This window comes from Paenibacillus motobuensis (assembly GCF_039521865.1).
GTDB lineage: Bacteria > Bacillota > Bacilli > Paenibacillales > Paenibacillaceae > Fontibacillus > Fontibacillus motobuensis.
Genome location: NZ_BAAACX010000015.1, coordinates 214,459 through 239,297 on the forward strand (window position 1 = coordinate 214,459; position 24,839 = coordinate 239,297).

Here is a 24,839-nt window from a genome sequence, read left to right on the forward strand (position 1 = left end):
GATAGATCGAGCAATATGCTCTAACCGGATGAGATAGGCCCACAGTATAGTCGTCTCCTGGTTTGTTCTTTCATCCGCTAAGTATTTGTTGGAGAACGGACAATAAGAAGAAGAGGGGAATTGATAAACAGTATGGATAAGTTTTGTGAAAATTGCGGTGCGCCTAGGAGGGAGGGCGCTAAATTCTGTAGAGAATGCGGCCAATCATTCCCTCAGGCGGAGACTGTTCCTGTAGAAGCAGCCCCGAAAGGCATCGAACCCCAGGTAGAATCCACCGTTCCCGTACATCCGGAACAGCCTGTAGCACCGATGACCACAGAGCCAGTCACAGAGGCGGCATCAACTCCAGCAGCTGAGCCAACGATGACGGAGGTTCCTGCTCCGTCTGACGTGACCCCAGTATCCACACCTTCAGTAGAGCATTCTGCTCCCGAAAGCGTTGATACACCAGTAGAACAGGCAGCGCCTATTCAATCTCAACCAGATGCATCTGTAGAGACGCCTAGATCAACTGCAAATGACGCTTCACAAGCCGCATCGTTTACTGAGGTGCCTCCAGCTACGCCTGTACCAAGCCCTGTGCCAAACTTTGTACCACCTGTCGTTCCTCCAGCGGGAAATATTCCGACCATGCAGAGCGTGAACGGTGTGAACGGGACTACAGCCGCAGCGACACCGACACCTGCCTGGAACGAAATAGCCGATGATCTTGAAAATACTGGAAAGAAGAAGTCGAAGCTGAAGCTTCCGCTCATTATCGGCTCCATTCTAATCGGTCTATTGCTCGTTGGTGGTGCAGTATGGGCAATGATCTCCTTAAATGCCTCCAGCTCCAATCCAACACTGATATATGTTAAAGATAAGGATTTGATGCTGTCTGCCAGCAAGAAGAGCGAACCGATCAAAGCGGTGAATAATTGGCTGGATATAGATGACAGCATCAAAGAAGACTACCTTAACGTGTCATACTATGACGGGGACAGCGACGCCAGAGGTATGGAGTTCTCCATGCTGGGCGATGGCATCGGACGCTGGATCAAGTTCAATAAGAGCGGCACGCGTATGTTCTATTTGGGCAAGGTTACGGACGATGGAACAGCTAATTTGTATTATAATGATCCGTCCAAGCTGGCCAAGTCCAAGAAGGAGGATGTCGAGCCGGGCGAACGGGTGGCTTCGAATGTAAGTATTGGCGCGAATCGTTACGCTCCATTTCAAATTAGTGAGTCAGGGGATCGTGTACTCTATTTCAAGAACTATGATGAGAAAGAGTACAGCGGTAGCTTGTATATCAACGATTTGAAAGAGGAACAGCTGATCGACAATGACGTATATGGATTCTATTTTATTTCCAAAGACGAGTCGACGGTGATGTATACGAAGGCTGCGGATTCGGATTCCTACAACTATGATTTGTATATCAAGTCCCTCAATGGGAAGAGCGACAAGGTGAAGATCGATAGCGATATCAGCTATGTGGTTAATTACAGCGATGATTTCAAGAAGATTTACTATGTCAAAAATAATGGCGATATCGACGATCTGAACTATAACTCGCTCTATCTGAAAGAGGAGGGCAAGGACAAGCAGAAGCTGATCTCTGACTTCACCAGCATAGAGTCCAGCGACCAGAACGGCGTATTCTATTTCACGCGCACGAATGAGAAGAAGACCAAGCTTGTCGATCTGGTTGAGGACGATATGGCTGAGAGTGATCTGAAGATCACTGAGCCTCACTATAGTGACTTTGAGTATGAAGATTCCTATGAGGTATGGGGATACGAGTACACATCCACTGAAGTTGATTATGATAAATATTATGAAGCTTATGACTTGTATATGGGTAAGCTTGACCGCGACAGTCTCCGCAGCAGCTTGAAGGAAGAGGAGATCAACACAACAAGCAGGCAATTGTTCCTCTATTCGGCGGGGAAGGAGAAAGAGTTGTCCAATAATATCGCTTGGGTGAACTTCGCAGATGTTGCTAATAAATCAGTGATCTATTCCAAGACGGATACGGAGAAGGGACCAGTCGGCAAGATTAAGATGTCGGAGATTAAGAGCCTTTATGACGTTAGAGACCACTTCGAGGGCGATTCATCTGATATGACGGGCAAGGGCCGCTATATCATTCTGAATGACGGCCAGGAGCAAGAAATTGCCGGGGAAGCCGATGACTATTATAGCTTCCAACTCAGTGGGAATGGCAAGAAGCTGTACTATATGGAAGGGGCAGCAAGCAGTACTTCCGGTACTCTGGTCGCATACGATGTGCTGGATGGCAAGCTTAGCAATCGTAAGGTGATTGACGAGAATGTCAACTATTACATGATTCTGAGTGACGTTATCTGGTATTACAAAGATGTGAAAGATGGCAAGGGCGAACTGGACTCTTACTCAGATGGAAAGAAGACGAAGATTGCTTTCGATGTTGAAGTAGGCAGTACAAGCATCTATCCGGAGGATAACACAGTTCTCTATATTGCCGATTTCAACAGCAAGCGTCATATGGGCTCCCTATATTTGAAGCAGGGGCAAGGCGAGGCTGTCAAAGTCAATGACGATGTGAGCTTCTATAATTACGATAAAGGCAATCACCTCTTCTATATTACGGATTATAACGACAGCAAGGAATCTGGCGACTTGTGGGAATATCGTGGGAAGGACCAGAAGAAGCTGATCGACAATTCCGTTGAGGCGATGCTTCCGTTGAGAGTCGGTTATAACTTCTAAAGTATGAATATATAAGCCCCTATCAAATTCTGATAGGGGCTCTTCTACGTGTATATGAATATGATCTTGGGGTCTTGCCACCCCACTGCTTACAGTGGCTGTCTATCATGGAATACCTTTGATTCCAGCAATTCAATAGCCTGCTCGATCTCGGTCAGCTCCTCTGTGGACATATGACCGGTCCGTTCCCAGAAGCGAGCCTCAATGGTGGCAAATGCCTTATTCATCATCACCTCTCCTTGGTCGGTAAGGCGGATGTACTGCATGCGCCGATCCTCGGGAGCCGTATATTTCTCACATAGTCCCTTCTGAACCAGCTTCTTGATCTCGCGGCTCGTATTCGGTAGAGAGATATACAGGCAATCGCTGATTTGACTTGGAGTAACAAGTCCAGTCACGGCAACGTATTCCAAAATGCTATATTGCAGGGGAGTGATTGTATCTTCTCTGACACCCATTGTGATCTCATGAGTCAGTTGATGTACAGACGTCGTAAACCTTACAAATTTTTGGAACAGTGGAGCTTTGTCCAACGGAATCACCTCCTTCACAAGATAACAAACTAATTATCAAATAACAATTATCATTTGACAACTATTAATTGAATGGATATGATATTGTTATCAAATGATAAGTAAAGGAGGGGGAGGATGAACGCGTTGATCATTTATACACATCCAAACCATCAAAGTCTAAGCTATGCATTTCTACAGAGAACGATCGAGGGCTGTCAAGAGAACAAAGAGATAGATGAAATTAAAGTGCTTGATTTATATGAGGAAGGCTTCGATCCTGTGCTTGTCTTCAATGAGCAGAAGCGCCGGAGAGATATGCATAAGGAACCGAGCCTTGAGGTATACCGGCAACAATTAATCTGGGCAGATAAAATTATATTCATTTATCCGATTTGGTGGGGACGCCCCCCAGCGATGCTGCTAGGATATATCGATAGGCTGTTCGCCTCTGGATTTGCTTATCAGGACAAGGGTGGTCTGCTTCCAGAAGGGCTGCTGAAGGGGAAATCAGCCGTCTGTATCTCGTCGATGATGGGACCTGCGCTCTATCCGCTGTTCTGGTTGAACAATGCGCATAAGGTGTTAATGCGTAAGGCCTTGCTCCAGTATGTCGGCATTCGTAGCGTAAAATTTTTTGAATTTGGAAATATGGAGAGCGCCAAGGGAAGGCAGGAACAGAAGCTGGAGCGGGTACATCGATATTTTCGGGCAGTGAGCCATTGACCCATTGACCCATTGACCCATACTCAGGCCTGATACCTCATAAAAAGACGGCCTATGCGATGTCTCCAACATCGCAAAGCCGTCTAGCCACAATCGAGGAATATCTCTACCAAGTTTCTTTATTTCTCAGCAGCACTTGCTGACTAACCTCCAGACCTTGTCTGGCCGCCGCCTTGTACATCGTTAACGCTTCTTCAATCTGCCCATTCTGATGCAGCAGGATGGCATAGTTATGTTGTGCCATGGCATCGCCTTGCTCAGCCGCTGCTTGATACCATCTCATGGCCTCCTCACGGTCACCCTTATAGGCTAGCAAATTAGCGAGATTGTATTGGGAGTCAATGTCTCCCTTGTTAGCGGCAGCCTTATACCATTCAATCGCTTCATCGAAGTACTGTTCTTCTTCCAGCAGAGCGGCCATCTGGAATTGTGCACTGATCAGACCTTGTCTAGCTGCCATCTCGCACCATTTCTTGGCTTCATCCCTCTGTCCTTCCGCAATCAGCAGCAGCGATAGCCGGTACTGGGCTTGCTCATGCCCTTGCTCAGCCGCCAGCTTGAATAGCTCCAGGGCGTATTTCTTCTGCCCTGCCTTGGAGTAGATCAGGGCCAGATTAAATGCGGCCTGGATATGTCCCTCTACGACGGCCAGGTCGTACCAATGGACAGCCATCTGGGTGTTATTCTGATCCTCATAATAAGTTCCAAGGCGATACATCGCTTCCACAGAACCTTCGGCCGCCGCAATCTCACAGTCCTCAAATGATTCTGGTTCATCGCTGGACGAGTCATACGAACTTGAATCTTCGTCGTACTCATGATCATCGTGATCTTCCAGATTAGTAGCGTCCAAGCCCAATTGTTCCGCAAGACTGTACCATTTCTCCGCCTTCTTGTGCTTGTTCTGGGAACGATAAATATCGGCAATGGCTAGTCCGGCCTCAGCCGACCCTTGCTTCGCGGCCTTCTTTAACCAATAAATAGCACGCCAATAATCTTTAAAATTCCGGTATACCTCACCTAGAGCCAGTTGAGCTTCGGCCTCGCCACGCTTGGCTTGCCGGAGCAGTCTGTCCATGTCCAATTTTTCCTTCGAATGTAATTCCATCGCTGCCATGTTTCCTTTCTCTAATGACTGAAAGTAAGTACACACTCCATTGTACACTGTTCTTAGGTGAGAAATGAAGTTCGAGAGGGCTTAATGCTTTTCTCCTAATTGCTTGTAAAAGTTCAGCCAAAGCGTCACAATATAGACAATGTTGCATAAGTTCCGCGACTTGGAAGCGAATGTGGTGAACAAACTATAACTGCTGGCAATAGATAGACTTAAGAATCGGAGGGATTGAGGATGGAAATAGGAATAAGTACGTTTGCTGAGACATCACCAGATGTGCATACTGGTGAAGTAATGAGCCATGCGCAGAGACTGCGCGAGGTTGTGGAGGAAATCGTCCTCGCCGATCAGGTAGGGCTGGATGTATATGGAGTAGGAGAGCATCACCGCAAGGACTACGCAGCCTCTTCGCCTACGCTTGTATTGGCGGCGGCTGCATCGCAGACGAAACGGATCAGGCTGACCAGCGCCGTCACCGTATTATCCTCAGATGATCCGGTACGCGTATTCCAGGATTTTGCGACCCTGGACGGTATCTCTAACGGACGTGCTGAGATCATGGCTGGGCGGGGCTCTTTTATCGAATCTTTTCCGCTCTTTGGATATGATCTGGACGACTATGACGAGTTGTTCGATGAGAAGCTGGAGCTGCTGCTAAAGCTTCGCGAATCCGAATTTATTACCTGGGAAGGCAAGCACCGCCCAGCGATACATAATCTGGGCGTGTATCCGCGCCCGGTGCAGCATCCGCTTCCGGTCTGGATCGGCAGCGGCGGCAATCCGGATTCCGTCGTTCGTGCCGGACTCCTGGGTCTGCCACTGGTACTGGCGATCATCGGTGGACGACCTGTACAGTTCGCACCGTTAGTGGAGCTGTACAAGAGAGCGGCAGCCCAGGCTGGCTATGATGTGTCGAAGCTGCCGGTCGCTTCGCATTCACATGGCTTTATCGCCGACAATCTGGATGATGCAGTGGAGAAGTTCTTCCTGCCTACTCAGGCAAGCATGAATGTCATCGGCAGGGAACGCGGCTGGGGACATTATACTCGGGCTAGCTATGATGCGGCTCGCAGTCCGGAAGGTGCACTTTATGTTGGTGATCCCGATACGGTGGCCAGCAAGATCATTCATCTTCGCAAGAAAGTGGGCATCACAAGATTCATGCTGCACTGCCCTCTCGGCACAATGCCACATACTGACGTGATGCACGCAATTGAGCTGTTGGGTACGGAAGTAGCGCCGCGGGTGCGAGATGAAATTTCGCGTTGGGAAGCCGCTGGTGAGCCAGCGGAGTAAGAAGCCCAGGTCCTGCTTAGCACTGGATAGAAAAAAGCCCTGTATTTACAGGGCCGTACGAATCACTTTCTTATAATAGATGACCGATAGAATACCGAAGATGGAGTAGAGCGCGGTGTACAGCAGCATGACCAGGAACATCGGCGTCCATAGCTCGGTTCCGAAGAAGAACCAGCCGGATTTGACGGCGAAGTAGCTGTGTGACAGGCCGATGATGAGGGGAATGCCAAAGTTGAACAGCTGCTTGATCTGCACTCCGCTTAATAGATCTCCTTGGGTGAAGCCGAGCTTGCGCAGAATTGTGAAGCTCGGCTTCTCTTCTTCGCCCTCATCCATCTGCTTGAAGTATAGAATGCAGCCGGAGGTGACGAGGAAGGTCAGACCTAGGAAACCAACGATGAACATAATCAGCCCCATCATCTGCTTCTGTCCATTGGCGGAATCAAGCTGGGATTCGTTGTGGTATGGGTTATCCCCTTCCGGCAAGGTTTGGAATATAGCGTTCGCTGCCTCCAGTTGATCACGGTCTACAATATCGATGCCGATGTAGGTTGGATACTTGGTCTGAAGCTCTGGATCAAGATCTTGCTTCAACTGTGTGAAGGTGGAATCCGAGACGATCGCAACCGGTCCCCTTCCTCGCGAGAACTGCCAGGAGACGACTGTGTCCTGCTTCAGGCCAACCAACTCCCGGGACATAGCCTGATGCAACCCGTGGAACTTAACAGGTCCGGCTCCTTTATAGGAGAGCATCGATTTGAGAAAATCGTTAAATCCGGCCAGTATAATCTCATCATTGGCCAGCTGGACGTCCTTCACTTCCTTCGCGTTAACTATGGCAATCTCCATCTTCTGCACATTCATCATCATGTTGTCCTTAGAGACGTCAATAATCTGGCTCAGATCTATGATGCTGTGGATGACATCGATGCGCGTCTCTTTATAATCAATCCCTTTACTGGACAAGCTTTGCTTGAACTGCTCCGCATCTTGTACGTTAATGATGGAGAAATCGGCTGGAGAATCACTCTTCGCCATCCTCTCTGCAGAATAGTAAGAGATGTAGGAGAGGGACAACAAACCGATTGCCAGAGCCGACACCGTTGTAATGACGGTAAGCAGGATAGCATTCGACTTCATGCGGAACATGATCGAAGAGAGGGACAGCACCTCGCGAATGTTCAGATATCCGCCTTTCTGTCTGCGAATCAAATAGAAGATGAAGCGGACAGACCCACGGTAGAACAAGTAGGTACCGAGGATAACCGAACCCAGAATCGTAATCATAGCCAGAACAAGCTGATTGACATTGTTGAAGTGACCGGAGAACAAACTGGTGGAGATGTAGTACCCAGTTAGAATCAAAGCGATCCCGAACAGACCGACAACCATCTCATTTAGTGTAACGCGCTTAACCGTCTCCTCCGTGGAGGATTGTACTCTGAACAGAGATAGGATGCTCTGCCGTTGGATATATATATAATTCATCAGCAGTATAAGTAAGAAAATGATTAGAAACACAATTACTGTCTGAATAAGCGCATTCGCAGAGAACTGCAGTGTTGTAGAGGTCTTCACATTCGTAATTTTGAACAGGACCAGTGCAACGAGCCTAGAGAAGGAGAACCCGACAAATATGCCGATCGCCAGGGAACCGCAATAGAGGATGGAATTTTCGGCCGATAGAATACGGAAGATCCTCTGCTTGGTCAGGCCGGTCAATTGGTACAGCCCGATTTCCTTACTGCGCCTCTTGATGAACAACTTATTGGCATAGAGCAGGAAGATGGTCACGATGGCAATCAGCAGTACTGAGCCTGCCTTAATGGCTGCTTCTCCCTTAATGCTGCCCTTGATCTCCTCGAGTGCCGGATCGAACTGTAATGTGACGAAGGCGAAATAGAGCGCCACGCTGAAGACGAGAGCAAAGACATATAAATAATAGTTTTTGATGTTTTTCCGGAAGTTGCGGGCAATGATGTAATTAATACTCAGTTTGTTCATCCTGTACCCCTCCCAGAACCCCTTGGGTCTTCATAATGTCCTTGAAGAAGGCCTGTCTCGACTCATTCCCTCGATGAAGCTGGGTGTAGATCCGCCCATCCTTGATGAAGATCACTCTGCTGCAATAGCTGGCTGCGACTGGATCATGGGTGACCATCAGAATGGTGGCTTGGCGCTGCTGATTCAACTGACTCAGCTTGTTCAATAGATCGGAGGCTGATTTGGAATCGAGGGCTCCGGTTGGCTCATCTGCAAAAATAACACTTGGTTCATGAATGAACGCCCGAGCGGCCGACGTTCGCTGCTTCTGTCCTCCTGAGATTTCATTGGGGTACTTATCCTTGATATCTTGAATCCCCAGCTCATTCGCTAGTGCCTGGAACTTTTCGTTCGCTGATTTTTTGGAAACCCCTGTGATCGAGAGTGGGAGCAGGATGTTCTCCTTCACAGTCAACGTATCAAGCAGATTGTAATCCTGAAAAATAAAGCCAAGATGCTGCTTGCGGAATTCCGCCAATTGCTTCTCTCGAAGCGTGGTCATCTCCTGACCATTGATGATGACGCTGCCCTGGCTGACCTTATCGATCGAGGACAGTACATTCAGCAGGGTCGTCTTCCCCGAACCGGAGGCGCCCATTATGCTAACGAATTCTCCTTGCCCAATCGCCATATCTATGCCTTTTAACACTTCTTGTCTATTAAATTTATTTCCGTAGCTTTTATGAATTTTAGTTGCTTCAAGGATATTCATTACCCCACACTCCTTCACTTGGTAGCTCCATTATAAGGCGAGGTGTCCGCATCGATCCTTCGATTCACCGAACAAAAGATAGAGGCATGTGACATTGTTGTCACATCCCCCTAATCTGTACGAACTCGTTCTTGGTCGGGAAGATCAACTTCATACTAGTGCCTTCGGCAGGTTGTGAGCTGGCTTTGATCCGAATATGCAGCGGCTGAGCCGCTCTTCTAGCAAGGTAAAGGCCCATGCCGGTCGCCTTTGGATCATTATGCACTAAGGTTGAAGTGAATCCTTTGTCGAATATGCGTGGCAGATCCTTGGGATCGATGCCCCGTCCGTTATCCCTGATCTCGAGAACCGGGCGCTCTGAATGAAGGTAACTTGTAATGACGATATCTGCGCTCTCACTATATTTTACGGCATTGGTGAGGAGTTGTCTGACGATGAAGGCGAGCCATTTGGCATCGCACAACACCTCTCTTATCTCAAGATCTACATCGAAGCCAATCCCGCGACGCATACACCATGGTCGGAGCGTGCGAATTTCCTGGGACAGCAGAGACTTTAGCTCTACTTGTTCAATGAACAGGTCATTCTCCATAAAAGGAATACGCTTCTGATGCAGCTGACGGTCAAGCAGGAGGTGGATGCGCAGCCACTCATAAGTTAGTTGCTCTCGGGCAGTTTGATCATCCAGACGCTCAATCATGAGCTGCATGGCGGTCAAAGGCGTCTTCACATCGTGAATCCAGGCTAGCAGTTCATCCTTCTCCGCCTCCAGTATACTGCGATTCAGAGTACCCTCCTGCCTAAGCCGCTCCGTCTGGTCATAGAGATGGGTCTGTACGATCTGCTCGAATGGGCTGCTGCCTGGCGGTAATTCAGTTAGATCGAGATGAGGATCCCACTCTTCTAAGCTCCTGTAGAAGCGAGTCTCTCTTGAATAGCGAATCGCCAGGAAAATGACGAAGATGATCGTTGATATGAAGGTGACATAGAGCAGGGGGCCAATAGGAATATCCTGATCCAAATAAGCCATTGATAGGCTTAGGAGCTGTAGACAGAGGAACAGTATAATCCAACTGCGACGCTCTATTAGGAATTTTCTGATCATTTACGGAGTCCCTTCTTCAATCGCGATATATCCTTGTCCGACCTTGGTCTCGATCATCCGGCCTAAATCAATCGTCTCCAGCTTCTTGCGCAGGCGATTCACATTCACCGTAAGGGTGTTATCACTAATGAAGCGCTCATCATTCCATAGATTTTGGATCAACTCTTCCCGGGTGATAATCCTGTTCTTCTGTTCCAACAGCTGCTTGAGAATGAAGATCTCGTTCTTGGTTAGTTCGATACATCCTCGCTCATTGGTTACGGTATTCTTCTCATAATCGACAGTGGCTCCGCACCAGGTTCTTAGGGAGACTGCTTCTGTGTTATAGTCGTATGCGCGGCGCAGAGTCGCCTGAATTTTTGCGATAAGGACGTCGAAGTGGAACGGCTTCTGCACGAAGTCGTCGGCACCAAGCTGCATGGACATCACCATATCGGTCGGATGATCGCGTGAGGACAAGAAGATAATCGGCACACTCGAATGCGCCCGGATCATCCGGCACCAATGAAAGCCGTCGAATTTGGGCAGTTGGATATCGATAATGACGAGGTCAGGCTTTACAGCCGTGAATTCCTGCATCACATTGCTGAAATTGCTGATTCCATGGACGTCATAGGACCATTGTGATAATCGGTCTCTGATTTCACGGAAGAGACTTGCATCGTCTTCTATTAGCATAATCTTGAACAAATTGGTCACCACCAAGAGTTTTTATGCGATCTGTATTTGTCGATTATTATAGCAGAATAGTAGAAGCGAAGTAGGGAGACAGAATTCAATCAACACAATCCAACATTTGATAGATAAGCTGGAAAGGATTTTTCTCAGTCTGGTTCATTGTCCCGACAATGTAGAGGTCCCTGGATGGACAATAGAATGCGAAGCTTCCTGAAGAGCCAGAATGACCGAGTATTTCTGGTGCCGGGAAGAATGGCGACATAAGCCGGGACATTTTGACGCGCATCATTCCCATACCGTATTGCAGCGGGAAGTACTGGATTTTGTTCCAGGTCACGTTGGTAATATGGGTAGGTGAGAATAGCTCGCCATGAAAGAATGCCTTCAGAAACTTCATTAAATCTGTTGAATTGGAGATTATGGCGCCGGAGGCCCCTTGGCTCGAAATGGTCATTGGCCGATGCACCAGCTCTTTGCCAATATGGATCGGAATAAAGCGGCTATCGTTCTTGCTTAAATAGGTGGACTCCAGATTAAGCGGTTTGAAGATGTATTTATTGTACAGGTCCTCCAATGGCTCGCCGGTCACCTGTTCCGCAACTTTTCCCAATAAATCAAAGTTAAGATCGGAGTAAAAGGCCTTGCCCTCATCCCCGTTGATAAAATGAGGTTCGAGCGCTTGCTTCGGGATAAAATTTGCTCAAAATCAATAGTGGTATCTTTCTTGAGTATTTCTGCCTCAAATGAGGTACCGTCAGGGCCCTTTTCTGTGAAATAGTCGGGAAGCCCGGAGGTTTGAGATATTAATTGCTGTATCGTAATGCTACCGGTCCGATCACTCCCTTTATAAACATGCAGTCCGGTGATTAAATCGAATTCAAATAATTGATCCAACGTCTCATTTAAGGAGAGCTGGCCAGAATCCACTAGATTGAAAATGACCGCAGCGGTAAACATCTTCGTAATGCTGGCGATAGCAAAAGGACTGTCATCTTTCATCTGGCCAGCTGACCGGAGATAGGAGAAGCTCCCATTGCCAGATTCTACATTGACCGTCATATCAAATACCTTTTTATGGTCCAGTGTATTATTGAATATAATGTCCAGTCTTTGACCTGTGCTTTTCTCTCTCCAGATTGTCTGCTTAACCAATAATCCGCCAAGGGCAATGCATACGCATAGGATTAATGCAGATAGAATCACTTTTTTTGTTTTTTTCTTTCCCATGAACAATACCTCGCTCAACTTTGATTTTTGAGAATATCGATCAGCCAATCCGCCTCAGGGCATGGGGTTTCGGGATGGAGGGCTATTTCCTCGGCGATTCCCTGGAGAGAACACCAGAAGGCAACCGATAATGCCCAGGGGTTTCCTTCACGAATTTCGCCTTGTTTCTGTCCTTCAGAAATAAGAGGGATGCTGTTTTGGATGATGTTAACTTGGGACAGCATGGCTTTGGCTGCTTCCGGTATGATGTCATTGTTCTGGGCATGTTCCATGAGAACGAACATCTTCGCATAGGTGGGGTTATCTTTAAGATTCTTTAGTATTTGGTCCGCAGCGGTTTTCAATGTTTGTATTGGACTTCCATTGGTATTATTGAGTTCTAACTCCGTGCCCGTACAGCCAAGACGAATCAGTTCCTCATACAGTTTCTCTTTGGAAGCGAAGTAATGGAATAGCAGCCCCATACTCATATTCGCTTCCTTAGCGATATCGGCTATCTTGGTTGAGCCATAACCCTTGCGGATAAATAAGTTTAATCCGGCGTGGAGAATATCTGTCCTGCGCTGTTCTTTATGTTGGGTACGTTTATTCATGATGGGTCACCTTTCGTTGAAAATATATTCATTGAATTATTTTTCAATAATATATTAAGTTGTCATCCTTATTCTGTCAATCGTATTGATATGACACAAACCATGACACCGACGGACTTCGTTTTTGTGGATTGTCAACCCGGGGAACTGGTGCTATCGTTAAAGATACAATGCCATTGCATTGGCAGGAATAGAGGACTTATACTTTTACCGGAGGTGGAATATGAAAGCGCTATTTATCGGAGGAACAGGTACGATCAGTTCGGAGATTACCAGACAGTTATTGGACAAGGATTGGGAGCTCTATCTGTTGAACAGGGGAACACGTAACGATTCTATGCCAGCTGGAGCGAAAATCATCCAAGCCGATATTAACGACGAGGCCAAGATTGCGGAATTGATTCAAGATATGCAATTTGACGTAGTGGCACAGTTTATCGCATTTCATCCTGAGCATGTTGAGCGGGACTATCGACTGTTTAAAGATAAAACCAAGCAGTATATGTTCATCAGCTCGGCTTCTGCTTACCAGACTCCGTTATCGGATTATAGAATTACGGAAGGAACTCCGCTATCCAATCCATACTGGGAGTATTCCCGGAATAAGATAGCTTGCGAGGAATATCTAATGAAGCAGTACCGGGACCATGGCTTCCCGATTACCATTGTAAGGCCAAGCCATACGTATGATGAGCGTTCGATCCCACTCGGTGTCCACGGAAGCAAGGGAAGCTGGCAAGTAGCGAAGCGGATGCTGGAGAACAAACCGGTTATTATTCATGGGGACGGTACCTCTCTGTGGACAATGACACATAACAGCGATTTTGCCAAAGGCTTCATTGGATTGATGGGCAATATTCACGCGATTGGGGAAGCCGTTCATATTACTTCCGATGAGACGGTAACCTGGAATCAAATCTACGAGATCATCGCTGACGCCCTCGGGGTCAAGCTGCATGCGGTACATGTATCGTCGGAATTCCTTGATGCTAGCAGTGATGAGGATTTTCGTGGGGGCTTGTTAGGGGATAAGGCTAACTCTGTGGTCTTCGATAACTCTAAGCTGAAGCGGCTCGTTCCAGAATTCGTGGCCACCACGCGCCTGGACCAGGGAATCAAACGGACAGTAGAGCATATTCTAGCGCATCCGGAATATCAAGTAGAAGATCCGGAGTTCGATGCATGGTGCGATAGTGTCATTCATGCTCTGGAGTCTGCTGTTAAGATGATCAATGGGCGTTAATGCTGAACCAAAATAAAGCTACATAGAGCTTAAAAAAATAAAATGGCCAATCCCGGGGGGATGGCCATTTTTTAATTGTTCCACGTGGCAACTAGAAAAATTGGACGAGCTTATCTCGTACCGCTTCGTTCGTCCCATCGACGATGGTCTGATGCTGCGGCTTGGAGAAGAGCGCCTCAATTTGTTCAGGATAAGTTTGCTTAATTTCGCATAGGGCAATAGCCTCGTTGAACTTGGCTGGATGCGCAGTGGACAGCGTTACTGTCACTTCGTCCGCTGATGTAAGCCCGTCAGAAGCTGCTACTCCACAGGCCGTATGCGGATCGAGCAGATAGTCGTACTCATCGTAATATTTGCTAATGACTGCGAGACATTCGTCGTTTTCCACAGCGTGTGCAGCGAACTCTGCGTTGACTGCAGTCCTCTTGTCTTCAGGGATTACAATTTTGCCTTCGGCTTTGAGCAACTCCATCAATGTAGCTACTTCTGCTGTGTTCTCCCCGTACAAATAGAACAGGTAGCGTTCGAAGTTGCTGGCAACCTGAATATCCATAGAAGGGCTATAAGTACCTCGGAATTCACCTGGCTGGTAGACTCCCTCGTTCACAAAGCGTTCCAGAATATTGTTCTCATTCGTAGCGAGGATGAGCTTATGGATTGGCAAGCCCATGCGCTGCGCCAAATAACCGGCGAAGATGTCGCCGAAATTACCTGTCGGTACACTGAAATTCAGCTTGCCAGTCATGCCTTGCTGCGCGAGCTGCAGATAGGCATAGAAATAATACACAGTCTGCGCGAGTATACGAGCAATGTTGATGGAATTGATCGCGCGCAGATGATATTGATGTTTGAAGTCTACGTCCGCGAATAATTCCTTAATGATCCGCTGGCAATCGTCGAAGGTTCCATTTACGGCCAGATTGAGTACATTCTCGTTATCGACCGTTGTCATTTGAAGTTCTTGCACCTTGCTTACCTTCTGATGCGGATGCAGGATACAGATGCGAATTCCCTCTTTGCCGCGAACGCCTTCGATCGCTGAAGCTCCTGTATCGCCTGAAGTTGCACCAAGAATATGAATGACCGAGCCGGTCTTACGGGATACGTAAGAGTACAGATTGCCTAGAAATTGCAGAGCAACATCCTTGAAGGCAAAGGTGGGTCCATGGAACAGCTCCATAATATGAAGGTCGTCGCGAACCTTGCGGACTGGCGTTACATCAGGATGGCGGAATGTTCCGTAGCTGTCTTGAACCAGCTTCTCCAGATCAGAGCGTGGTATTTCGTCATTCACGAAGAGCGAGAATACTTCGGTAGCAAGTTCCGCATAACTAAGAGACTGCCAGTTCTTCAGCGTCTCGGCAGACACCTGTGGAATATGTTCAGGTACAAGCAAGCCGCCGTCGTCAGCCAGACCCATTAGGATGGCATCGATGAAGCCGACTCCAGCGACTTGGCCTCTCGTGCTTTTATAGTGCATAGAATGATTTCCCCCCGCTTGATAGTTTTTCATTATTGTATCAGAAAATTCCCTTTTGTTAAGGGAAAAGTTCTGAGGAGGATGTCTTCTGAAGATATCGCTACCTGGAAATAATAAATTTTGATATTCATAAGAAGCCGACGATTTCGACATCGTCGGCTTTTGTCATATTTGGGTATCTTGTAAAGGTAATTTAACCCTAACATAGAATAAATAAACGATGCTAATAAATTTATGATGATTATAGGGGGGACACCGTGAAGCCCAATTATTATGGAACACCGATTCGAATAAGCCACCGTACTGGCCCGAGATATGCGATATGGATAAAGCGAATCATAATAACCGTCATTCTAATCGCAGCTGTATTGGCGGGTCTGCTGCAGATTCGATCCCCGCGTCCGGCTGGTACGGATGCACCGCCAGAATCCTTCTCATCTGCAAGGGCGATGGAGAAGGTGGAGATGATCGCCAGAGAGCCGCATCCTTCAGGATCTTCTGCGCATGCTCAGGTACGTGATTATATTATCGCAGAGCTTGAACATCTCGGGCTGCATCCGGAAATTCAGGAGGCTAACGTTGCGCCAGGAGTGTCTAAGCGATATTCAGGCAAGCTCGAGAATATTGTCGTCCGCATTCCTGGAACCAATTCGAGCAAGCCGCTTATGTTGGCAGCCCATTATGATTCCGTTGCGACAGCGCCAGGGGCGGCCGATGATGGTTCAGGAGTTGCCGCTATGCTTGAGACAGCAAGGGCGCTGCAGGCATCAAGCCCTCTGAAGAATGATCTGATTCTGCTCATGACAGACGGTGAAGAGCACGGAATGCTTGGAGCCAAGGCGTTCGTGAGTGAGCACCCGTGGGCTGGTGATGTGGGCCTGGTATTGAATTTTGAAGCGCGAGGCAACAAGGGCCCTTCATTTATGTTCGAGACCAGCGATCAGAACGGGTGGATCATTCGGGAGTTTACACGGGCAGCTCCGAGTCCGGTAGCTTATTCACTCATATACAACTTGTATAAATTGATGCCGAATGATACAGATTTAACGAAATTCAAGGAAGGCGGGATGCCCGGTTTGAACTTTGCCTTCGGGGTCGGTTTGAATGCTTATCACACGGAGCTGGATACAGCTGCTAATCTGGATCCGTCCAGCTTGCAGCATCAGGGCGACTATATGTTAAATCTGGCTCGTCATTTTGGTAATCAAGATTTAAATCAGGTGCAGCAGCAGGATCGGGTCTACTTCAATACCATCGGCTGGAGCATGATCAGTTATCCGAAGTCCTGGATACCATGGTTCACTGGCCTTGCCGTATTGCTGTTCATTGCGACCGTATGGCATGGAATATATGCCCGCCGAGTTCAATGGATGGGGCTAGTTGGTGGATTGTTCGTGAGCTTGCTTACTTTGGTCGTCATATATGGTATAAATACCTTGTTATGGGGACTGCTTCGCTCCGGGATATCGGAGGATCGATATCAACAGATTCTTATGGATCCCCAAGTGAGCGTGTATTATTTGGCAGGATCGCTGTTGGTTACACTGCTGCTGGCTATTTTAATAGTTAGGGTAGGTTCTCGATTTATACGGTCGGAAAATATATGGTTGGGAGCAATGACGCTATGGCTCCTGTTATGTGTAGGAACGAGTATCTATTTGCCGGGGGGCAGCTATGTATTCACTTGGCCGCTGGTATTCAGCCTTATCGGTCTGAATTTGCTCTTCTTCATGGAGGAAGAGGCGAGGGGTTGGTTGTCTACTCTATTCGCTGTACCTGGCTTTGTGCTGCTGACGCCGATCTGCTATCTTATCTACTATTTGCTGACATTGAATATGGCGGGTGCACTTATGGTTATTGCAGCGCTGGCGTTCTCTTTGATTTTCCCATTGTTCTGCAGACCTAGGAAGGCGCATCGGGATATATTCGGGTAGGCGCTTGAGAGACTGGATTTCTGCACGTTATCGGTTCGCGGGAGGAAGGTATAAGAAGCACTGAGTTACAACATGCTAATGGGGAACAGAGACATTTCAGAAGGGAGAGTATCTCATTCATGAAACGTTACGATTCCAGTCTGCAAGCAGACAGCACTGTAGCTCGTGCGCAAAATTCTGTTAACAAGCTGCACAACGCCGTATCTCAAGCGCTAAGCCATCCCAATGAACAGACTGTAGAGCAAGCGCAGAACAGCCTTGATCATGCTGAACAATCCATTCAGCAGGTGAACCGTTCATTAGGGCCCCAAGGGGTCGAATTGGCCGAAGAGATGCTGGCCGACGAGAAGAGTAGACTTGCTAAACTGAATCAGCAATAGAGACTTTCAGAACGCTAATCGTTATCTGTTCAGCCTGCAGGGCCTGGTGACTCTGCAGGTTTTTTGCTGCCGATAAGTAGAAGGGCCTCATCCTCCACTTGTGGTGGTGATGAGGCCTTATTATTATAGGCTGTGGCGCTGATTTATTTCTTCAGGAGCAGATATATGAAGTAAGGTGCGCCGATGAAGGAGATGACAATCCCGACGGGAATGCCGCTCGGATCGGCTAGATTACGACCAATCGTATCCGCCAGCAACAGCATCCATCCTCCAGCTAATACGGCGACTGGCAGGAATAGCTGGTGCCTTGGGCCAACCAGAGCTTTAGCGATATGCGGCGCCATCAGACCGACGAAGGAGATACCTCCTGTTACAGAGACCGCCGAGGCGGCCAAAGCAACAGCTGCCAGCAGCAGGCCGAGCCTTTCCCTTTCCACTGCCACACCGACACCGATGGTGACATGCTCATCCAACGTCAGCAGATTCATGCGATTCGCCTTATAGAAGGTGAACGGAACGAGGATGAGCAGCCAAGGAAGCATCGCTAAGATAAAGGGCCAGTCGGTGCCCCATACATTCCCGGCGATCCATTTGGCTATAAAGTCGACCTTAGAACGTTCAGCCGAGGAGATCAGTACGATCATGATCCCGGATAGCGCCATGGCGAACCCAACGCCCGTTAATACAAGGCGGGTCGGCTGCAGTCCTTCAGTTCGGCTATATGAGAAGACATAGATTAAGATGGCCGTAATTACGGCCCCGATAAAGGCGACCACAGGCAGTAAATAGATGAATGAGCCGGCGTCAATCGGGAAGAACAGGAAAAAGACAGCAATGGCAACGCCGGCCCCTGAGTTAATGCCGAGAATTCCGGGGTCTGCGAGATCGTTGCGCGATACGCTCTGTAGAATGGCTCCTGACAGCGCTAGGGCCATCCCGGCGAGCGTGGTAATGACAATACGCGGCAGACGAACAGAGAATAAGACGAATTCTTCCTTAAATGTTCCTTGTCCGAACAAAGTTGGTAGGAGCCGGTTATAAGACAATGAGGAATAGCCCATCCCCATGCCGATAATAATGGTTGCAATAATGAGCAGAACCAGGATGCCGACGATCCGGCGCTGCTTTCTGGCTGCGATGTGCTGGTTCATGATAAGCCTTTCCCTCCTTTACGTACGATATACAAGAAGAATGGCAGACCTATCATGGCGACGATCGCGGCTACCGGTGTTTCATAGGGAGCGTTGATCGTGCGGCCGAGCGTATCAGCGATCAGCATGAACGCCGCACCGCCTATACCGGACATCGGTAATATGTAACGGTAGTCGGTTCCGACAATACCGCGGATCAAATGCGGCACCATCAATCCGATAAAAGCCAGGTTCCCTACCAGTGCAACCGAGGCACCGGCGAGAATGATGATAAGAACAATCATTAGCACTTTGATTAGCGCTGTCCGTTGCCCCAAGCCAACAGCAACCTCTTCGCTGAGGCTCATAACGGTAAGCTGCTTGGAGAAGAGCAGGGACAGAATAATGCCGACGATAATAAAAGGGACGATGACCTGAAGCTGCCCCCAGGTTGTACCGATAACTCCGCCCGAGGTCCACATCGAGACATCCTTGGAGATCTTGAAGTAGATTCCCACACCTTCAGCAATCGCATACAGGAAGGCAGATACAGCCGAGCCCGCAAGCACGAGGCGCAGCGGGGACAAGCCGCCCTTCTTGACGGCTCCGATGCCTAGCACGAACGTAGCGCCCAGAGCGGCACCGATGAAGCAGGCAATCATAATCCCGAAGTAATTCGCCGCCGGGATGATGGCCAAGGTGATGGCCAAGGCTGCATTGGCACCTGACGTCAGACCGAGCAAGCCGGGATCGGCCAGCGGGTTCCTAGTGATGCCCTGCATCATCGCACCGGATATCGCCAAGGCAGCGCCCACAACCATAGCCCCGATCTCCCGTGGCAGACGGATTTCACGGATGATGGAAATAGACTCCCCACTTGCGTGGGAAGTCAGGGCCAGCCAGACATCTCGAAGCGGTGTGTTGGCCGCTCCGAATGCCATAGCTACAGCAAATATGAGTACTAATAATATGCATCCAGCTATCAGCTTGAATATGAATGATATGGAACGTGAATTTGATCTTATCATTTGTTTTAGTCTCTCATTTTCTTATAAATTGGCTTATTTTCCAAGGAAGTGCTTAATAAAGAAGTCGAGTTGATAATCCAGGGTGAGCGCATCGTTGAAGTAGAAGTTCTGCGCATCGGCTACAAAGACATGGTCGTTCTTGACCGCGGGGATGTTCTTGTACGTATCCGTGTCCAAGAAGGAATTATCGGTCTCGCTATTTTTACTTAATATAATATAGTCCCCGGCATATTCCGGCAATACTTCCAGGGATAGTGCGTAATATCCGTCCTTCAATGCGGTTTCCTTCACTTTTTCCGGCATTTTCAACTTCATCGCTTGGTACAGAATTTCTGTGCCCCGGGCCCAATTGTCGCCGAAGACATAAATTTGCTTGTCAAAGTTCTCGAATACAGATACCGTTGCATTCTCGCCAATCTTTGCTTTGATCTCGTCGCCTGCTTTTTCCGCACGCTGCTTGAAGTCGTCGACCCAGGCCTCAGCTTCTTTCTCTTTGTTAAGCAGTTTGCCGATCTCCAAGATCTGTGTTAAGTAGTCCAGCTTGCCATAAGTATAGGTAACCGTAGGAGCAATCTCCTTCAGTTTATCCAAGTTTTTAGTGTTGGACAGGCCGATGATTAAGTCCGGATTAACCTCAATAATCTTCTCCAGATTCTCATCCGACACCTCAGCAGCATTCTCCAATTTATCCTTGAAGTTTGGATTCATCTTAGACCAGGAATCGACGCCTACCAGGTTGACACCCAGGGCCAGAACGTCACCGGTATAAGAGGATAGCACGATAACACGCTTTGGATTCGCCGGAACTTCGATGGGGCCATCCTCCGATTGATAAGTAATCGTATCCTTGGAACTGCTCTCTGTCTGGTTAGAAGTTGTATTTGAATTTCCCGATGAGCCATTCTGACTAGGTGCTTGGTTGCCACAGGCGCTGACCAACAGAACACAGAGCAGCATAATAGGTAGAAAAATTTTCTTCATTTCGCTAAACTCCCTTTATATATTCTAAATGATAATGATTATCATTCGCGGACTGATATAAATGATATAGTTCCGAGCGGTGGATGTCAATAATTATTTAAAAGTTGAACTGATATTTTAGGGATAAGAACCCCTGATATTATCGGGCGCTCACCGTGTCATGGAACCGTATTGCGGATATGTTATGCTGTAGGTAAAGGCGGATGAAATCGCTATATAATAATGTACTAAATATAGGGCAAAGGAGCTGACGCAGTATGAAGTATCGTAGACTCGGAAATAGCGGGCTTGAAGTATCGGCGATCGGGCTTGGGACGAATTCATTTGGTAAAAGAGCAGACGAATCCACCTCAATTCGCATTATGGAGGAGGCGCTGGACAACGGCATTAACTTCATAGATACGGCGAATATCTACGCTGGAACAGAGTCGGAACGAATTATCGGACAGGCTCTAGCCGGCAAAAGACAACATGTCGTTCTGGCTACGAAGGCCGGATTGGCAAGAGGGGAAGGGCCGAATCAGCGCGGCTCCTCGCGGTATCATTTGCAGCAGGAACTAGAAGGTAGCTTGAAGCGGCTCAATACCGATTACATCGATCTGTATCAGATCCATACTTTTGACCCGAACACTCCGCTCGAGGAGACGCTGCGCACTTTGGACGATATGGTGCGAGCGGGTAAAGTGCGCTATATCGGAGCTTCCAATTATGCGGCGTGGGAGCTGATGAAGGCGCTTGGCATCAGTGAACTGAAGGGGCTGAACCGCTTCGTATCCCTGCAGGTTAGCTATTCCTTAGCCGATCGAACTCCGGAGCAGGAGATGGTACCGCTATGCCTGGATCAGGGCGTTGGCATTATTCCGTATTTCCCACTCGCAGGTGGGATTCTTAGTGGGAAGTACGGCTTGTCGGACAAAATTCCGGAACATTCCCGTGCGGATAAAGACCCAAGCTTCAATCGCTTCATTAATGAACGAACGTTGACGCTCGCCGATCAAGTGAGCCAGCTGGCGGCTGAACACGGACATACACCTAGCGGACTTTCTCTAGCCTGGCTGATGAGCCAGTCCGTTGTAAGCACGGTTATTGTTGGCGCCACCCGTCCGGAGCAGCTAAGGGAGAATCTCCGCAGTCTGGAGATTGAACTAAATACAGGGCTCGTAGAGGCACTGGGCAGTTTGAGCCAGACAAGCCGCTACAGCGAACCGTTCGCAACTTATCGTCTATCTTGATCTTATGGACAGCCATTTCATATAAGGTGTTCCAAAGGTGAATTCTAATGCTGACAGGTATGGTATTGTAAATGATCTCGGGGAAGGCTTGTAAATGCCATATAAAAAATCTGCAATAAAACGGCTATCCAGAAGATAGTCGTTTTTTGTTGTTCACAGAGCTTTCACTTTTCAAATAGGAAATAGAGGTATTGTATACCAAAAAAGTTTGTGATAGAATTCACCTATATAGTGAAATATTTCACTTAATTTAAAAATGTCTATCTTAGGGGGCTTTCATGAAAATGAGGAAAATGATGTATGCGTTGTTAGTATCTATGGTTGCTATCTCCATGCTGGCTGGCTGTGGTTCCAAGAACTCAAATTCAAATTCTGCTAATTCGGGCCAGTCTGCATCTAATGAATCAACCAACAATGCTTCCACGAACAATGAAGCAACAAATAACGCAGATACTGCAGCTTCAGGACAAATTGCCAAGATTGGTCTAGGTCATATTACCTCTATTGGCAGCTCGAAGGATATGGAAGGCGACACAATGGCTACTGCACAAGTGGACACAACGATTGTTGCAGCAGCATTTGATAAAGACGGCAAAGTAGTCAAGGTTGAGATCGATAATGCACAATCGAAGGTAGACTACGATAAAGATCTGCAAGTGGCTACTGACCTGAATGCCGACAATAAGACCAAGGTAGAGCTTGGCGAAGATTATGGAATGAAAAAGGCTTCGTCCATCGGCAAAGAGTGGTACGAACAAGCGAAAGCACTCGGCGATTGGATGGTAGGCAAGAGTGTTGATGAAATCAAAGCTATGAAGACCAAAGCAAAAGATGATCATCACCCAGCTGTTCCAGATGAAGCTGACTTGGCTTCTACCGTAACGATGAACGTATCTGATTTCATTGCAGCCGTAGCTGAGGCATACGATAATGCGATTGATGTGAAGGCTGGTGCTGAGAAATTTGGCCTCGGACATAACATTTCCCTTGCTAAGTCTAAGGGTCTGTCCACGAATGATGGTCAAGAAGTGCTTCCAGCAGCTGAGGTTAACACAGTCATGGTAGCTGCAGCCTTTGATAAAGACGGCAAGGTAGCAGGTACGATTATTGATAACGCACAGACAAAGGTGAACTTTGACAAGAACGGTAAAGTGGCATCCGATAAGAATGCAGAGATCAAGACAAAGGTAGAGCTTGGTGATGAGTACGGCATGAAGAAGGCTTCCTCGATCGGCAAGGACTGGTATGAGCAAGCGAGAGCGCTTGGTGATTGGATGGTAGGCAAGTCCGTCGATGAGATCAAAGGCATGAAGACGAAGCAAAAAGATGACGCTCATCCGGCAGTTCCGGATGAAGCGGATTTGACTTCTTCAGTTACGATCAGCGTTCAGGACTATATCGCTGGCTTGGTAGAATCCTACGACAACGCTAAATAATAAGGTTCTTTAATCATCGAACAATATGGACTCCCCCATGCTTATGGGGGAGTTTTGCTTAAAAACCGAGATAGGAATGGGAAGTCTGGCAACGAGGCGCTTAAGAGGTGAAATTATGCATAGAGTAGTGGAAAAGTCAAAATGGTGGGTAGGGATTATACTTGCGGCCTTGTTGTTGGCTGGTTGCACAGCCAAGGCTGATCAATTGGAAGTGGTATATCCCAAATACAGTGACAGTTTCTTCGATGCTTTCGATACGATGACCCAGGTTGTAGCGTACACAGAGAGTGAGGAGCAATTCCAGCAATACGTCGAACAAATCCATAAGCGGTTCTTGGAGCTGCACCGGTTATATGATATCTACAACAACTATGAAGGTCTGAACAATGTGAAGACGATAAATGACCAAGCCGGGATTGAACCTGTTAAGGTCAGCCGGGAGATCATCGACTTAATCCAGTTCTCCAAGCAGTGGTACGACAAGGTTGGTGAGACCAATATAGCAATGGGGTCGGTTCTCGAGTTGTGGCATGACTATCGAGAAGCGGGTATTGCCAACCCGGATCAGGCTAAGCTGCCGCCGATGGAGGAGCTAAAGAAGGCTGCGGAGCATATTGACTTCAGCAAAGTTATTATCGATGAAGCGAATAGCACAGTCTATTTGGCAGATGCAAAAATGTCTCTGGATGTCGGTGCTGTGGCCAAGGGGTTCGCGACTGAATTGGTTGTCAAGGAAATGAAAGCGCAGGGGATGAACTCCTTCATGATCAGCGCTGGTGGGAATATCCGCTCCGTGGGAAAACCGCTGGATGGGATACGGCAGCGCTGGGGCGTCGGTATCCAGAATCCGAATAAATTCATCGCGATGGAAGAGGATAATCTGCTGGATACGGTATTTATCCGCGATGCTTCTGTCGTCAGCAGTGGGGATTACCAGCGTTATTACTCGGTAGATGGCGTGAAGTACCACCATTTGATTGATCCGAAGACTTTGATGCCGGGAAATTATTATCGGGCGGTGACGGTCGTTACCGAAGATTCCGGTCTGGCGGATTTTTTGTCGACGGTTGTATTCTTGCTGCCATATGAACAGAGCGCTGCTCTTGTGAAGAAGCTGGATGGAGTCGAGGTGCTCTGGGTGATGCCCGACGGTACTGTGAAGGCAACGAAAGGCATGCAGAAGATCATGAAAGGCCATGGAGCGACAGGGGCGAGAGCGTCATAGCTCGAATCGGTGGAGTCCGGTAGATGGTTTG

The 24,839-nt window shown here is 48.0% G+C and carries 22 protein-coding genes; 9 read left to right on the forward strand and 13 right to left on the reverse strand.

What is annotated here, in order from left to right:
* Positions 1-132 precede the first annotated feature (132 nt).
* Complete coding sequence (locus tag ABD014_RS16945; RefSeq protein WP_343863025.1) at positions 133-2,733, forward strand: zinc ribbon domain-containing protein; 2,601 nt, start codon at positions 133-135, stop codon at positions 2,731-2,733.
* Positions 2,734-2,822: 89 nt separating this feature from the next.
* Here ABD014_RS16945 and ABD014_RS16950 read toward each other — a convergent pair whose 3' ends face one another.
* Positions 2,823-3,275, reverse strand: coding sequence for a MarR family winged helix-turn-helix transcriptional regulator (locus ABD014_RS16950; protein ID WP_343863221.1), 453 nt, complete (start codon positions 3,273-3,275; stop codon positions 2,823-2,825).
* A 108-nt stretch (positions 3,276-3,383) separates the two neighbouring features.
* On the opposite strand from ABD014_RS16950, the gene ABD014_RS16955 reads away from it, so the two are divergent.
* The gene (locus tag ABD014_RS16955; RefSeq protein ID WP_343863026.1) at positions 3,384-3,971 is read left to right on the forward strand and encodes an NAD(P)H-dependent oxidoreductase; all 588 of its coding nucleotides are present in this window, start codon (positions 3,384-3,386) and stop codon (positions 3,969-3,971) included.
* Positions 3,972-4,077: 106 nt separating this feature from the next.
* Here the strand turns inward: ABD014_RS16955 and ABD014_RS16960 are convergent, their stop codons facing one another.
* Complete coding sequence (locus ABD014_RS16960; protein ID WP_343863027.1) at positions 4,078-5,079, reverse strand: SEL1-like repeat protein; 1,002 nt, start codon at positions 5,077-5,079, stop codon at positions 4,078-4,080.
* Positions 5,080-5,319: 240 nt separating this feature from the next.
* Here ABD014_RS16960 and ABD014_RS16965 point away from each other — a divergent pair, with 240 nt between their 5' ends.
* Positions 5,320-6,381, forward strand: coding sequence for an LLM class flavin-dependent oxidoreductase (locus tag ABD014_RS16965; protein ID WP_343863028.1), 1,062 nt, complete (start codon positions 5,320-5,322; stop codon positions 6,379-6,381).
* 45 nt (positions 6,382-6,426) lie between these two features.
* Here the strand turns inward: ABD014_RS16965 and ABD014_RS16970 are convergent, their stop codons facing one another.
* From ABD014_RS16970 to ABD014_RS17000, 7 genes are all read right to left on the reverse strand, one after another.
* Positions 6,427-8,376 carry an ABC transporter permease gene (locus tag ABD014_RS16970; protein ID WP_343863224.1) on the reverse strand — a complete coding sequence of 650 codons (1,950 nt, stop codon included), beginning with the start codon at positions 8,374-8,376 and terminating at the stop codon, positions 6,427-6,429.
* Entirely contained in the window at positions 8,366-9,136 is a 771-nt protein-coding gene (locus ABD014_RS16975) for an ABC transporter ATP-binding protein (RefSeq protein ID WP_343863029.1), read from the reverse strand. Before ABD014_RS16975 ends, ABD014_RS16970 begins: the two co-directional genes overlap by 11 nt.
* A gap of 100 nt (positions 9,137-9,236) precedes the next feature.
* Positions 9,237-10,241 carry a sensor histidine kinase gene (locus ABD014_RS16980; RefSeq protein WP_343863030.1) on the reverse strand — a complete coding sequence of 335 codons (1,005 nt, stop codon included), beginning with the start codon at positions 10,239-10,241 and terminating at the stop codon, positions 9,237-9,239.
* Positions 10,242-10,931, reverse strand: coding sequence for a response regulator transcription factor (locus tag ABD014_RS16985; RefSeq protein WP_343863031.1), 690 nt, complete (start codon positions 10,929-10,931; stop codon positions 10,242-10,244).
* Positions 10,932-11,016: 85 nt separating this feature from the next.
* On the reverse strand, positions 11,017-11,610 hold the full coding sequence (locus ABD014_RS16990) for a serine hydrolase domain-containing protein (protein ID WP_343863226.1): 594 nt from the start codon (positions 11,608-11,610) through the stop codon (positions 11,017-11,019).
* Positions 11,505-12,146, reverse strand: coding sequence for a serine hydrolase (locus ABD014_RS16995; protein ID WP_343863032.1), 642 nt, complete (start codon positions 12,144-12,146; stop codon positions 11,505-11,507). The genes ABD014_RS16990 and ABD014_RS16995 overlap by 106 nt, the downstream gene beginning before the upstream one ends.
* Before the next feature lie 14 nt (positions 12,147-12,160).
* Positions 12,161-12,739: a TetR/AcrR family transcriptional regulator gene (locus tag ABD014_RS17000; RefSeq protein WP_343863033.1), complete on the reverse strand. Its 579-nt coding sequence runs from the start codon at positions 12,737-12,739 to the stop codon at positions 12,161-12,163.
* Positions 12,740-12,962: 223 nt separating this feature from the next.
* Here ABD014_RS17000 and ABD014_RS17005 point away from each other — a divergent pair, with 223 nt between their 5' ends.
* Complete coding sequence (locus ABD014_RS17005; protein WP_343863034.1) at positions 12,963-13,982, forward strand: SDR family oxidoreductase; 1,020 nt, start codon at positions 12,963-12,965, stop codon at positions 13,980-13,982.
* 91 nt (positions 13,983-14,073) lie between these two features.
* Here the strand turns inward: ABD014_RS17005 and thrC are convergent, their stop codons facing one another.
* Positions 14,074-15,462, reverse strand: a complete 1,389-nt coding sequence (thrC, locus tag ABD014_RS17010) for a threonine synthase (RefSeq protein ID WP_343863035.1) — start codon at positions 15,460-15,462, stop codon at positions 14,074-14,076.
* Between the two features lie 257 nt (positions 15,463-15,719).
* Between thrC and ABD014_RS17015 the strand changes: the two genes are divergently transcribed.
* A complete protein-coding gene (locus ABD014_RS17015; protein WP_343863036.1) occupies positions 15,720-17,396 on the forward strand; it encodes a M20/M25/M40 family metallo-hydrolase in 1,677 nt (558 codons plus the stop codon).
* Positions 17,397-17,515: 119 nt separating this feature from the next.
* Positions 17,516-17,776, forward strand: a complete 261-nt coding sequence (locus tag ABD014_RS17020; protein WP_343863037.1) for a hypothetical protein — start codon at positions 17,516-17,518, stop codon at positions 17,774-17,776.
* Positions 17,777-17,919: 143 nt separating this feature from the next.
* On the opposite strand, the gene ABD014_RS17025 is transcribed toward ABD014_RS17020, so the two are convergent.
* From ABD014_RS17025 to ABD014_RS17035, 3 genes are read right to left on the reverse strand one after another with little or no spacing between them, the layout of a single operon-like run.
* The gene (locus ABD014_RS17025; protein WP_343863038.1) at positions 17,920-18,927 is read right to left on the reverse strand and encodes a FecCD family ABC transporter permease; all 1,008 of its coding nucleotides are present in this window, start codon (positions 18,925-18,927) and stop codon (positions 17,920-17,922) included.
* Complete coding sequence (locus ABD014_RS17030) at positions 18,924-19,934, reverse strand: FecCD family ABC transporter permease (protein WP_343863039.1); 1,011 nt, start codon at positions 19,932-19,934, stop codon at positions 18,924-18,926. Before ABD014_RS17030 ends, ABD014_RS17025 begins: the two co-directional genes overlap by 4 nt.
* 33 nt (positions 19,935-19,967) lie before the next feature.
* The gene (locus tag ABD014_RS17035; RefSeq protein ID WP_343863041.1) at positions 19,968-20,915 is read right to left on the reverse strand and encodes an iron-hydroxamate ABC transporter substrate-binding protein; all 948 of its coding nucleotides are present in this window, start codon (positions 20,913-20,915) and stop codon (positions 19,968-19,970) included.
* Between the two features lie 257 nt (positions 20,916-21,172).
* Here ABD014_RS17035 and ABD014_RS17040 point away from each other — a divergent pair, with 257 nt between their 5' ends.
* The 3 genes from ABD014_RS17040 (at position 21,173) to ABD014_RS17050 (ending at position 24,808) form a co-directional block, all read left to right on the forward strand.
* Positions 21,173-22,147: an aldo/keto reductase gene (locus ABD014_RS17040; protein ID WP_343863042.1), complete on the forward strand. Its 975-nt coding sequence runs from the start codon at positions 21,173-21,175 to the stop codon at positions 22,145-22,147.
* Between the two features lie 278 nt (positions 22,148-22,425).
* Positions 22,426-23,583 carry a hypothetical protein gene (locus ABD014_RS17045; protein WP_343863043.1) on the forward strand — a complete coding sequence of 386 codons (1,158 nt, stop codon included), beginning with the start codon at positions 22,426-22,428 and terminating at the stop codon, positions 23,581-23,583.
* Positions 23,584-23,698: 115 nt separating this feature from the next.
* A complete protein-coding gene (locus tag ABD014_RS17050) occupies positions 23,699-24,808 on the forward strand; it encodes an FAD:protein FMN transferase (RefSeq protein WP_343863044.1) in 1,110 nt (369 codons plus the stop codon).
* The last annotated feature ends 31 nt before the right edge of the window (positions 24,809-24,839 follow it).